This window comes from Pseudomonas sp. GW823-FHT02E01, from assembly GCF_058797535.1.
In genome coordinates this window covers 750,375-762,827 of sequence record NZ_JBXAJS010000001.1, presented here as the reverse complement: position 1 = coordinate 762,827, position 12,453 = coordinate 750,375, and the positions used below count along the sequence as shown (strand labels likewise).

At 60.9% G+C, this 12,453-nt stretch carries 10 protein-coding genes and 1 pseudogene; 5 read left to right on the top strand and 6 right to left on the bottom strand.

Annotation, left to right across the window (positions count from 1 at the left end):
* Positions 1 to 34: 34 nt before the first annotated feature.
* A complete protein-coding gene (locus AC1RDQ_RS03440; protein ID WP_492586326.1) occupies positions 35 to 1,000 on the top strand; it encodes an alpha/beta hydrolase in 966 nt (321 codons plus the stop codon).
* 147 nt (positions 1,001 to 1,147) lie between these two features.
* On the opposite strand, the gene AC1RDQ_RS03435 is transcribed toward AC1RDQ_RS03440, so the two are convergent.
* Positions 1,148 to 1,507, bottom strand: a complete 360-nt coding sequence (locus AC1RDQ_RS03435) for a DUF6124 family protein (RefSeq protein ID WP_340316054.1) — start codon at positions 1,505 to 1,507, stop codon at positions 1,148 to 1,150.
* 536 nt (positions 1,508 to 2,043) lie between these two features.
* Here AC1RDQ_RS03435 and relB point away from each other — a divergent pair.
* The 4 genes and pseudogenes from relB to AC1RDQ_RS03415 form a co-directional block, all read left to right on the top strand.
* Positions 2,044 to 2,232, top strand: a pseudogene (gene relB / locus AC1RDQ_RS03430) (type II toxin-antitoxin system RelB family antitoxin); the annotation flags it as partial.
* Positions 2,233 to 2,287: 55 nt separating this feature from the next.
* Positions 2,288 to 2,737, top strand: a complete 450-nt coding sequence (locus tag AC1RDQ_RS03425) for a hypothetical protein (protein WP_492586324.1) — start codon at positions 2,288 to 2,290, stop codon at positions 2,735 to 2,737.
* A 206-nt stretch (positions 2,738 to 2,943) separates the two neighbouring features.
* The gene (locus tag AC1RDQ_RS03420; RefSeq protein ID WP_150815298.1) at positions 2,944 to 3,480 is read left to right on the top strand and encodes a glyoxalase superfamily protein; all 537 of its coding nucleotides are present in this window, start codon (positions 2,944 to 2,946) and stop codon (positions 3,478 to 3,480) included.
* 66 nt (positions 3,481 to 3,546) lie between these two features.
* Positions 3,547 to 4,059 (top strand): PaaI family thioesterase, encoded by a 513-nt coding sequence (locus AC1RDQ_RS03415; RefSeq protein WP_057713942.1) that lies wholly within the window; start codon positions 3,547 to 3,549, stop codon positions 4,057 to 4,059.
* A 241-nt stretch (positions 4,060 to 4,300) separates the two neighbouring features.
* On the opposite strand, the gene AC1RDQ_RS03410 is transcribed toward AC1RDQ_RS03415, so the two are convergent.
* The 5 genes from AC1RDQ_RS03410 to pvdM all read right to left on the bottom strand — a co-directional run bounded on the left by AC1RDQ_RS03410 (position 4,301) and on the right by pvdM (position 12,291).
* Positions 4,301 to 6,718 (bottom strand): TonB-dependent siderophore receptor, encoded by a 2,418-nt coding sequence (locus tag AC1RDQ_RS03410; RefSeq protein WP_492586322.1) that lies wholly within the window; start codon positions 6,716 to 6,718, stop codon positions 4,301 to 4,303.
* 126 nt (positions 6,719 to 6,844) lie between these two features.
* Entirely contained in the window at positions 6,845 to 8,494 is a 1,650-nt protein-coding gene (locus AC1RDQ_RS03405) for a cyclic peptide export ABC transporter (RefSeq protein ID WP_090456901.1), read from the bottom strand.
* 219 nt (positions 8,495 to 8,713) lie between these two features.
* Positions 8,714 to 9,601 carry a dihydropyoverdine dehydrogenase gene (gene pvdO / locus AC1RDQ_RS03400; RefSeq protein ID WP_154908837.1) on the bottom strand — a complete coding sequence of 296 codons (888 nt, stop codon included), beginning with the start codon at positions 9,599 to 9,601 and terminating at the stop codon, positions 8,714 to 8,716.
* Positions 9,602 to 9,630: 29 nt separating this feature from the next.
* On the bottom strand, positions 9,631 to 10,911 hold the full coding sequence (pvdN, locus tag AC1RDQ_RS03395; RefSeq protein ID WP_340316044.1) for a pyoverdine-tailoring periplasmic protein PvdN: 1,281 nt from the start codon (positions 10,909 to 10,911) through the stop codon (positions 9,631 to 9,633).
* 30 nt (positions 10,912 to 10,941) lie between these two features.
* Positions 10,942 to 12,291, bottom strand: coding sequence for a pyoverdine-tailoring dipeptidase-like protein PvdM (gene pvdM, locus AC1RDQ_RS03390; RefSeq protein WP_223503629.1), 1,350 nt, complete (start codon positions 12,289 to 12,291; stop codon positions 10,942 to 10,944).
* Positions 12,292 to 12,453: the final 162 nt, after the last annotated feature.

Genomic DNA, 12,453 nt, shown 5'->3' with positions numbered 1-12,453 from the left:
TGGGCGAGCTTTTTATTTTTGGAGACTACCGCCCATGGCACTGCACCCGGACATCGAAGGGTTTCTAGAGCTGGCCGAGTTCGGCCGCCTCAGCGGCAAAAGCCAACCCATGCATGAGCTGAACCCGAGCGAAGCGCGGCAGCAGTTCGAACAGACTTCGCAGTTGCTCGATGCGGCCCCGACGGGGGCGTTGACGGTGACGGAGGTCAGCATTGCTGCACGGGATGGGCATGTGCTCAATGCGCGGCTGTACGCCAAACCACAACCGGACAACGAGCCGCGCCCGGTGTTGCTGTACTTCCATGGCGGCGGCTACGTGGTGGGCAGCCTCGATTCCCACGACACCCTGTGCCGGCGCCTGGCGCTGGCGGGGGAGTTTGCCGTGTTGTCGGCGGACTATCGCCTGGCGCCGGAACACCGTTTCCCCACCGCTTACAACGATGCCGAAGACATCACGCGTTGGCTGGCCATCACCGGAGCCAAGGCGCTGGGGCTGGACGCCAGGCGCATTGCGCTGGCGGGGGACAGCGTCGGCGGCAGCCTGGTGGCCTCGCTGTGCATCGCCATCGCCCAGGACCCGTTGGGATGGCCGCTTGTGCCTCGTCTGCAAGTGCTGCTGTACCCGGTGATCGACGCGGTAAAAAAACGCCCGTCCCTCGAGCGATTCGCCGAAGGCTATCTGCTGGAAGCCACCACGTTGGAATGGTTCTATCAACAATATCAACGCGGCGAAGCCGACCGCAGCGACTGGCGTTTTTCACCGCTGTACGTCGAGCGTTTGCAAAGTCTGACACCCACCGTCCTGTGGCTGGCCGAATACGACCCGTTGCTCGATGAAGGCCTGGCCTGGGCCGAGAAACTGCATACTGCGGGGCAACCCCTGGTGTTGGAGGTCAAGGCCGGCATGACCCACGACTTTGCGCGCATGGGCGAGATGGTCCAGGAGGTGCCGGGGATGCTGGGGCAACTGGCGGCGCAGATCAGCGAGAGTCTGGCCTGACGTATGGTGTAGTGATCAGCGACGCCGTCCCCCTGTGGGAGCGAGCTTGCTCGCGATAGCGGCAGCACATTCAACATTGATGTGTCTGACACACCGCCATCGCGAGCAAGCTCGCTCCCACAGTTTGTTTTGCGCTGACTCGGATGACTAAGGCGGATCAAGCCGATCCAGCGCCCGATTGACCGCCAGTTCCCCCAGCATGATCACCTGCGCAATCCCCAACAGCGCATTGCGGCTTGTCCCTTCCAGATGATCCACCAGATCGTTGGCCATGACATTGGCCGACGCCAGCGACTCGCTGGCATGCACCAGAAGGGTTTCGGTACTGAGTTCGGGATTGACGATGAACATCGTGCTGGGTGTGCGCGGGGTGGCCATGATGTTGGTGCCGGGGTTGAGGTGGTGATCGAGCGCGCGCTCGGCGGCTTGGTGGAATTGCTTTGAATCGGGGCTTTCGTACGGGGAGGCCGGATCGGATTCCGGCGGATTTGGCGTTACCTTGAACATAGATACTTACCTTTAAGTAGGGCAGCACCAGTTCGCTACTAAACGAAAGGGTGGCAGCTGTGCGCAAGTTAGTAGACCGGCAAGGTGAGGAACCGGCGCGCCCGGGGGCGCCATGCGCACAGCCACCATCAAACACAGGCGGATGCCTGACTGATGATACTCATGCGACCGTTCTAACCTTGGCCGGGCTACTAAACCCGATCACCGACAATCAGTGACCCGAATCAAGTTACCGACGACCCCCAAGGCGCACAAGCCGGCGGATTCTGGCGTACCTGTAGGCAACGACGCAAGGCGTTGTGGCTTTCACGAAGTAACCTGTAGGCCGATTAAACAAACACTGTCGAGTGGCATTTAACCCGCTGTTTTGCCTTGTCAGAGAGCGTTGAAAACCTCGGAATCGGCCGGAAGAATCCTACGAAAGTTTGCGGTTGGCCGTCGGAAGTCTGGTGTTTACGATCTATCGCGCAATGAACAGCTGGACCGGCAAATGACAGACCACCTTGCCAGCGACGACAGCGATCCCGGAGGTCAATGTGAGCACCGAGCTTTCCACCACCACCCCAAAGTTCGAAACTGACGAACATGCCGCCAGCTATGACTGCTGGTTCCGCTCCAAGGTGCAGGCTTCGCTTAAAAGCCCGTACCCGAACGTCCCGCATGATCAGGTAATGGTTGATATGCGAGCTCTTCTCGAATCAAAGTCTAATGGACGCGGTAGCGGACCACGCAGAATCAAGCCCATCGGCCTTCTGAAAAAAAACCAAGGACGACTCATTGATGGAACTTAAAAAAAACCTCATCAGTTGCCTGATATTCCCTATCGCCCCTGTGGCCGTCATTTTTCTGACCTCCGCCCTGTGCAGGGAAATCTGGACAGAAAACTTCTACACACCCGGTGAGGACGGTGGAGAAGTCGAGCCCACGCTGGCGCTCTTTATCATTCCACTCCTGCTGGTGATTGCCGCGCCGTTGCTGGCTGTGCTGACAGCGTTGACTCGATGGGTGGCGCGGCGTTTTGAACCCGGGGCCTGGTGGCGGTGGTTGATGGCGATTCCGCGCGTCGTCCTGGCAGCCATTGCGTTGTTTCTGTTTCTGCTTTCGACCGGTTTCCTGATGGGAGATGTGCTCGGTCCCTTCAGATATTGGCAGGTGGCTTGCGCATGGGCAGCCAGCGCGGTGACCGTCGGGGCATTTGTGGTTCAGCAACTTTCACGTCTAAAGGAGTAGTCCTCAGGCCCCGGACAGGGTTCTGCCGAGCCATCTTCCGCATTCCGTATCGGCTATGTATTATCGACTTCGGCCCGATGCTGCCCGCCGCTCGCTCCCGTTGGGAAAGGTGAAAGCGTCTCCTCCTTCTACAAACCCTGTCGCCTCTCTTGACGGTCGAGGTTTGGCAACGCGAGCACCAAAGCATCTCGGCTACAGGAGCAGTCATGTTTTCAATCGAGCAAGCCAAGCAAATGGCCAGACAGTTGCGCGCCTCGCTGGAGGAACGCAATCAAGTGGTGACCCATTCCACTGCGCTGGAACTGGTCGCCCAGCAACTGGGCTACAAGGACTGGAACACCGCGTCAGCGATGCTTGCGCAGACAAACACCCCGTCCACGCCTGCTGCAACGTTCGACAAACCCATTCCAATCTTGCGGATGTTCGACGAAGCCAAGGCGCGTGAGTTCTATCTGGATTTCCTTGGCTTTAGCGTCGAGTTCGAGCATCGTTTCGAGGCGGATTTGCCGTTGTACCTGGGCATCAGTCGCGACGGGCTGCAACTGCATCTTTCCGAGCACCACGGCGATGCCAGCCCGGGCTCGACGGTGTTCGTGCCCATGCACAACATCGAACTGCTCAGGGACGAATTGCAGGGCAAGCGCTACGGATACGGACGCCCGGATATTGTTCAGCAGGGCTGGGGCAAGGAGCTGCAAGTCTACGACCCGTTCGGCAACCGGATTCGCTTCTGCCAGTATTGATCAGACGGTGCGGACCAGGGCGACCCGGTCCGTTTTGAACCACCCGGTATTAAGGATGGACACGGTATGACCACGCAGGACATTTCGCTTCAAGACATCGCCGCGCCTGAAGGCGTTTGTTATGGCTGCGGCAGCCAAAACCCGCATGGGCTGCACATCAAGAGCTTCTGGCATGAAGACGGCGTGCATGTCATGGCGCAGCACATGCCGGATGACAAGTATTGCGGCTGGCCGGGTCTGGTTTACGGCGGTTTGATTGCGATGCTGGTCGATTGCCACTCCAACTGGGCAGCGATGGCATATCACTACCGGGCAGAACAGCGCGAGGTGGGCAGCTTGCCCCACATCACCTGCGTCACCGGTAACCTGGGCATCAAGTACATCAAGCCCACCCCGATGGGGGTCCCCCTGACACTGCGTGCAAAAGTCGAGGGCGAGGTCGGGCGTAAAAGTCGGGTTATTTGCGAGGTCTTCGCCGGGGATGTCCTGACCGCTGTCGGGGACTCCACGTTTGTCCGTGTCGATACCGAGCAACTCAGGGCCGCTGCGCAAGCAGAAAACGGAACCGTGCCACTGTAGGAGCGAGCTCGCTCGCGATGGACTCACAGGCGCCGCGTTCAACCAGTAAACACGCGTAATCGTTAACGACCATCGCGAGCAAGCTCGCTCCTACAAGTGGTCGCAGTCAGCCATCAGGGCCGCTGTAGGAGCGAGCTTGCTCGCGATGGACTCATAGGCGCAGCGTTTAGCCAGTGAACACGCGTTATCGTTAACGACCATCGCGAGCGAGCTCGCTCCTACAGGTGGAGGCAGTCGGCCATCAGTACTGCGCGCGCAGGCTCAGGGTCAGGGTGCGCGGGTCGCCGTAGAAGTTGGTGCCCCAGGAGGCATCGACGCGGTCGTAGTACTTGCGGTCGAACAGGTTGTTGGCGGTCAGTGTCGACGACAGGTGTTCGTTGAACTTGTAGCCGACTTGCGCCGAGGTAACGGCATAGCCGCCTTGATGGAACTTCACGTCACGCTGGTAGTAGGTGTCGCTGACCACACGCACGCCACCGGCGACGCTGAAGTCCTTGAGCGGGCCGTCGGTGAACTCGTACTTGGTCCACAGGTTGAAGTTGTGCTTGGGCGTGATGGTGCTGAAGGTCTTGCCTTTGTTGGCCTGGTCGCCGTCCAGGAACTTGGTGGAGGTGTAGGCGTAACCGGTGACGATGCTCCAGTTGTCGGTCAGGTTGCCGCTCAACTCGGTTTCCCAACCCTGGCTGCGTGCCTTGCCTTCGGTCATGTAGGCACCGGAGGTGTTGTCGTATTCGGCGCGGTTTTCATCGTAGATGCGAAAGGCGGCGATGCTGGCGTTCAGGCGACCGTCGTAGAATTCGCGCTTGAGGCCGATTTCGTATTGCTTGCCTTCGCGCGGGCCGACGGGCTCGCCGTTTGTGCCGATTTCGCTTTGCGGTTTGAACACGCCGGTGTAGCTGAAGTAGGTCGACAGTTCTGGGGTGATCTTGCCGATGATGGCGCCGTACGGCACGACCTTGCGGTTGATGCTGGTGTGGGCTTCGCCGAAGTTGTTGAAGAAGGCGTTGGCGTTCTTCGCATCGCTTTCGTACCAGGTCACGCGGCTGCCGCCGATGACATCGAGCCAGTCGGTGACGTTGAACTTGGCGCGGGTGTAGACGCCGTACTGATCGGACTTGGACCAGTTGCCGTTGACGTGCGCATAGTCGTTGCGGGGAATGTCGATGCTGCCCGGATTCCACACGTTGATCGGGAAGTACTCGCCGCCGCCGTAGGTGAAATCCTTGTCCAGGTGCTGGTACTCGGCACCCACGGTGAACTCGTGTCGGCGATCGGCGAACTCGAACGGCGTGGTGACAAAGCTGTCGACGCCGACGGTCTTGATGTGGGTGTAGTAGTCGTAGGCCACGGCCCAGCTGTCACCGGTGGCCGGGTCGACCGCGCCGTCGGCCCAGGTGAAGTTACGCTCCGGGGTTTCGGCATCGCGGTAGGTCAGGGTGGTCTTGAACTGACCGCCGTTGTCCAGTTCGTGGTCGAGTTCGGCGAAGGATTCCCAGACTTTTTCGTTGAGGGTGTTCCACTTGGCATCGACGAAGGTCGAGCGCGGCACGTCGAGCAATGAGCCGTCGGCGTAGGCCGGCAGGCCGAAGGCCGGGGTGGAGTTGTTCTTCTGGTAAGCGCCGCCGACCGACAGGGTGGTGGCCGGGTCGAGGTCGAATTCCAGGCGACTGTAGACCATCGGGCGTTCGTTCTGCGCGTAGTCGACGAAAGACTGGTTGTTCTCGTAGGCGGTGATGAAACGACCGCGCACGGTGCCCTGTTCGTTCAACGGGCCGGTGACATCCACCGAAGAACGGTAGCGATCGTAAGAGCCGGCGGCCAGTTCGCCACCGAGGGCGAACTTGCTCAGGGCGCGCTTGCGCACCACGTTGATCGTACCGCCGGGTTCGCCCGCGCCCTGGTACAGGCCCGACGGGCCGCGCAGCACTTCGATGCGGTCGTACATCGCCAGGTCGAAACTGGTGGCCATGTCGCCCTGGCCGGTGGGCTGCGAGACGCCGTCGACCTGCACCTGGTCGACGAGGAAGCCACGCATGTAGACGTCATTGAGGCTGGAGCCGGAGTTGTAGGTCTTGATGGTCACGCCGGTGACCTGACGCATGGCGTCCTGCAGGCTGTTCAGGTTCTGGTCGTCCATGCGCTGGCGCGTGACGACGGACACCGACTGCGGGATGTCCTTGAGCTTGATGTTGCCTTTGCCGATGGTGACTTCATTGGTGGTGTAGGAGTGCGAGCCTTCGGTGGTTGGCCCCAGCGCCACGCCGGTGATGGACGTCGCACCCAGTTGCAATGCACTGGAGTCACCGGCCGATGGCACCAGCGACACGGTGTTGCCATTCAACTGAAAATTGATGCCGCTCCCCAGCAGCAAGGTTTTCAGTGCCTGTTCCGGTTCCATGTTGCCGGACACCGCCGTGGACTTGATGCCGTTGACCATGTCCTGGCTGTAGAGAATCTGCAGGTTGGTCTGCTGGCCCAGTTGGCGCAATGCACTGGCCAGCGACTGAGCCGGAACATTGACGTTCACCGGGGCTGCCTCGACCTGGGACGTACCCAGCAGCAACAGGGTCAGCAGCGCGCCCGGCACGACCGTTCGGAATTTCTTTTGCCGTTCGATGGCTAACGCCAAGGGTGCGCGGGACAGAGTAAGGCTTTGCATTGCTCGAATCGCTCCAGAATGGTGTGTGCAGTTTTTTAGTTAATGATAATTATTATTAGACGGACCACTTTGGCTAAACCGGAAAACAAACTTCAAAAAACAAGGATTTGCGTGCGGCCACGGCGCTCAGGCGGTTGCGCGCTCGGTGACGACCCGGCCCGATTCCATGCGCACCAGTTGATCGGCCATATCGAAATAACGGTCGTCGTGGGAGATGACGATGATGGTTTTGCCCAGGCGTTTGAGGTCCGGCAGCAGCTCGGTGTAGAAGATGCGGCGGAAGGTCGGGTCCTGGTCGGCGGCCCATTCGTCGAACACCAGCACCGGGCGTTCTTCCAGCCAGGCATTGACCAGCGCCAGGCGCTTGCGCTGGCCGGTGGACAGGTCGGTGGTGGTGAAGCTGCCGTCCCTGACGCTGACCTTGTGCGCGATCTCCAGCCGTTGCAGGTAGGCGTTGGCATCTTCGGGGATGTGCTGGTCGCCCTGGACCACGTCATCGAACAGGTAGTAATCGGCAAAAATCGTGGTGAACAATTGGCGATAGTCGTCGCGATTGTGCGCATCGATGCCCTGGCCGTTGAGCAGGATCGAACCCTGTTGCGGCGCGTAGAGGCCCAGCAGCAACTTGATCAGGGTGGTCTTGCCGCAGCCGTTTTCGCCGACGATGAAAATGATGTCGCCTTGCTCGATGGTCAGGTTCACCGGGCCCAGGCGAAACGCGTCACTGCCCGGTGCGGCGGGGAAGGCGTAGCTGACATTGTTCAGTTGCAGGCGGTCGACCACGGTTGGCCGGATGCCGTTGTCGTTGAGCAACAGGTGCGGCTCGGGCGAGGAAAACTGGCTCGACAGCTCGGCGATGCGGCGGAAGGCAATCCGCGCCCGGCTCACGATCGGCAAGGTGCTGACCAGATGCTCGATCGGGCCTTTCATGTACAGCAGCACCAGCACGAAACCGCTCATCACCGCTTGGTCGGCGCTCGGCCAGAACGATTGCAGGGCCAGGGCCAGGCCGATGACCACGAAGAACAGCATCGAGCCCAGCGTCTTGGCGATCACGAAGGTGTTGATCGAACGCACCTGGGTGTTACAGATGAAATCGGCGGTGCCCTGGATGCCCTTGACGAACATGCGCTGGCGGCGCGGGCGGTGGATGCGCAATTCCTTGGCACCGCCGGCAATGGCGTTGTAGTGCTTTTGCAAATCGTCTTCGGCATCGCGGGCGGCCATGAAACCCTGGATGCCCTTGCCCTGCGCATAGAACTGGATGCCGGTGCCGATGGCAATTGCCAGCACCATCATCAGGAACATCGGCCACGACAACATCGCCAGGTAACCCATGCAGCCAAGGGTTACGGTCAGGGAAATCGCCAGCGGCGCGAAGGCGAAGGCGAAGTCGCTGATGGTGTCGACGTCGTGGGTCAGCACTGGGATCAGCCGGTGGCTGCGGTAGCGCTCGATCTGCTCGATGGGCGCCGAAAGGACTTTCTCCCCCAGCGTTTTGCGCAGCCTGGCAATGATGTGCTGGCCAACATAGTTGGTGCCGATGTCGGAGCAGATCGAACTGCCCAGAGCCAGCAGGCACAGGCCGCCGAACAGCGCGACCACGCCTTGGGTCAGGCCGTGCGGCGAATGCAGCGCGTTGTTGATGGTGGCCAGCAACACCGTCACGCTCAGGCCACCCACCATGCCCAGGAAAATGGACGCGGCGACGATCAGTCGAAACGGTTTCAACAGGGCCAGTAATTCGCCGATGGCGCCTCGGGTAGGCTGGGTCATGGCAGACAGTTCCTTGGGTCGTAAGGCAGATACCCAGTAGAACGTCTGGTGAAGGGCTTAATTTAAACGGTGGGAGACAGGTGGCGGGGCTCGGTTCGCTGACAGGGCACAAAGCAGTGTGGGAGCGAGCCTGCTCGCGAAGGCGGACTATCAGTCAGCTTCTATTTTGGCAGGCAGACCGCTTTCGCGAGCAGGCTCGCTCCCACAAGGGCAAGGGGGTCAGAGAGTGCGTACTACACGGAAACCGATCCAGTCGCCACGGGTTTGCGGGTCGATGTCATTGCGGTTGCCCGAGCGGGAAAACACCGGTGCTTCGCCCCAGTCGTTGCCACGGATGCGCAAGGTATCGCAGTTCGGTTCGGTCCAGGCGCTGCCATCGGTGGGAGCGCCGACGTAGTCCGGGTGGTAGCAGTCGGCGATCCACTCGTAGACGTTACCGTGCATGTCGTACATGCCGAAGGCGTTGGGCGGGTAGCTGCCGACCGGCGAACTGTAGCTGTAGCCATCGGTGGGGCCGTAGGTGTTGGCGTGGGTGGCGATGCTGTACTCGGTGCCGGGGTCGAACGGGAAGGGGAAGGGCCCCGTTGACCCTGCGCGGGCGGCGTATTCGCGCTGGGCCTCGCTGACGATGTGGTAGTGCTGACCGGTCTTCATCGACAGCCAGGCGACGTAGGCACTGACCTCGGCGAAGTTCATGCACACTGCCGGCTGGCGCGGGCTCTGTGGATAACGCGGCTTGCTGTTGATGCACTCGCGGCCGGGGCGGGTGTCGCCATCGGGCAGGGTGATTCCGGTTTCCTTGAGGTACTGGTCCCATTCGCCAGCGGTGATCTGGTAGCGGCTCATGGCGAACGGCTTGTCGAACGTCACCTCATGCATCGGGCCTTCATCAGGCTCACGGCCGACTTCGTCTTCCGGGGTGCCCATGGTGAAGGTGCCGGCGGGCAGCACCACCATTTCCGGGCAGTTACGGCAATCCTTGAAGACCTTGCCCGGCAGCGGCGCCGTATACGCCTGGGCGAGGCCGGGCATGGCACTGCCGAGCAATGCCAGCAGCATCAGGGCGCCCAGGCTTTTGGAACGCCCCCTGTTCAGGATGTTTTTCATAAGGGTTCTCGCTAAAGGGAATCGGCGGTTCAGAGCTTGCTGGCCATCAGTTCCATCAACTTGTCGATGTGCGCTTGGGTATTGAGCAGCCCCGGCGACACACGAATGATCGGCCCGACATCACGGTCCACGGCGTCACACACCACGCGCTGATCCATCAGGAAGTTGGCGACTTCGTCGCAGTCCTGGTTCTTGATGCGGAAGAAGGTGAAACCGGCGGAATACTCCGGCGACAACGGCGTGACCAGCTCCACCGACGGGTGTGCCTGCAAACGTTTCTTCAGGTAGCTGTTGATGTCGTGAATGCGCGTCGCGACCTCGGCCTTGCCCAGCTCCAGATGCAATTTGAAAGCTTCGGTCAGTGCCCAGCGGTGTTCGAACGAGTGGTAGCCGCCGTAGGTCATCACGGTGGAAAACTGGGTGGCTTCAGAGAAGGTCGGGATGGTCGGGGTCACGTCCTTGAGCTCGTCGGAGCGGGCGCAGATGATCCCCGTGCCCCGTGGGCCGAACATCCATTTGTGGGTGCCGGCAATGAAGAAATCGCAGTGCATGTCCGGGAAGTCGACGTTCTCCACGCCGAAGCCGTGTACGCCATCGATCACGTAGAGGATGCGGTCCTTGTCGGCGCGGCCACGGTTTTTCTCCTCCACCAGTTTGCCGATCTCGCCGATGGGCAGCTTCACGCCGCTGCCGGAATGCACCCAGGTCATGCCCAGTACACGGGTTTCGGGGCGAATGTTGCGTTCAATCGCGGCCAGCACTTCGGCGGTCGAGACCTTGTACGGGTCTTCGAACAATTTGATCTTGCGAACCTGGGTGCCGTCCTTTTGGGTGCGGTATTCGAACACGCTGTTGGCGGCGTAGTGCTCGTGTTCGCTGGTGAGGATCTCCTGGTCCGGGCGCACGTGGATACCGGCGTAGATCATCGCCAGGCCTTCGGTGGTGCTGCCGGTCAGGGCGATCTGCGACGGCTTGGCCTTCAAGTAGCGACCGGCCCACACGCGCACCTCTTCTTCGCGGCGTTCGGTTTCGCCGCGATGCCAGTCCATGGCCAGGCCCGGGTTGCGATCGAGATTGGCGCGATGCATCTCGATGGCTTCACGCACAGGCAGCGGGTGCGAGGTCACCAGGAAGTTGGCGAAGTGCAGGTAGTTCGGGTCCTGGGTGAACAGTTGGCGCAACTGGTCCCATTTGTCCTTGGGCAACGGCGCGGGGCTGGCGGCGTGTGCTGGCAGGCTCACGGCGGAGGCCAGGGGAATGCCGGCCGCCAGGATGCCGGCCTGCTTGAGGAATGAACGACGGTTGGTCATGGATTTGGTTCGCTTTGGCAAAAGGAAAAATCAGTTTTTTACGACAGGCCGGGAAGACTTCTGCACCTGGTCCCAGACCCGCAGGAAGTTGCCGCCCCAGAGCTTGGCGATGTCGGCGTCGCTGTAGCCGCGGCTGATCAGTTCGGCAGTCACGTTGCGGGCCTCGCTGACGTCTTTCCAACCGTCCAGGCCGCCGCCGTCGTTGAAGTCGGAACTGATGCCGACGTGGTCGATGCCGATTTTTTTCACTGTGTAGTCGATTGCATCGCCGTAATCCTTGAGGGTGGCCTTGGGTTCTTCGTCGAGGATCGAATAGAGCTGACTGGCGTACTCGCCGAAACGCTGCTCGGGCCAGACGGTGATCACCGGGTCGCCGGGCATCAATGCCATCTCCAGGCCTTGCAGCGGTTGCAGGTCGAAACGGGCGCGCAGGGCGTTGAGTTTGTCCTGGGTGGCCTGGCTCAGCGGGCGGATATAGGTGGGGAAGCCGACGATCTGCACCACGCCGCCGCTGTGCTTGATCAATTGCATTTCCGTGTCGCTGAGGTTGCGCGGGATGTCCACCAGGGCGCGTGGTGCCGAGTGGGAGGCGACCATCGGCGTGCGGCTCAGTTGCGCCACTTGCTCCAGGGCCTTGGTCGACATCTGCGACACATCGATGATCACGCCCAGGTCGTTGAGGCGATGCACCGCTTGCTTGCCGATGTCCGACAGCCCGCCCAAGGCATCCCGGGAGTCGTTGAAGAACGGCAGCGGCCGCGACGAGTCGGCCCAGGCGTTGTTGCCCACGTAGCTGAAGCCGAACATACGCATACCGCGCGCAGCCCACTTGTCCAGGGCATTGAGGTCATTGCCCAGCGGGTAGGCGTTGAGCATGCTGATGAACACCGCGAACTTGCCTTCGCCGTGCAGGCGGCGCAAGTCGTCGGGGGTGTAGGCGATGGCCACTTGATTGGGGAAGTCACGCACCATCGCGCTGATGATCTTGTAGCGGGTTTCCTGCTCAAAGCGGGCTTCGTCGACGAAGCCGGCGGTAGGGCGATGGGGCGCGTTGGGACCGTTCCAGATTTCCGGCCAGCCGAAAATCGTCAGCGCCGCCCCGGACAGACGCCCGCGACCAGTCTTGACCAGGTCGAACTGGCCTTCACCGTCCTTGTCGACTTCGTTGCCGGCGGTGCCGAAATCCATGGGCACCGTGATGTGGCTGTCGAACGAGAGGATGCGTTCCTGCAGTTGCTCGGCCTGTTTCATCACCTTGACCGGGTAGCCGGGGTTGTCCCTGAACCAGTGATCCCAGACCGCGAAGCCTGCACCCGCGTTGATCGCCAGGGCCAGCGGCAGGCCGATGAAAAGAGCCTTTTTCGAACGTGGTTTTGTCATTGCCGTCTCAGTCAGGTTCGCCGCCCCGGATCAGGCGCAGGGGCCTTTGCTATCTGGGGGGAACGAGTGGCTGACCGGAAAATTTAGCGCGGCTGATGGCCTCATCGCGAGCAAGCTCGCTCCCACAGGGATCTTCAGTGCGACATAGATCCAATGTGGGAG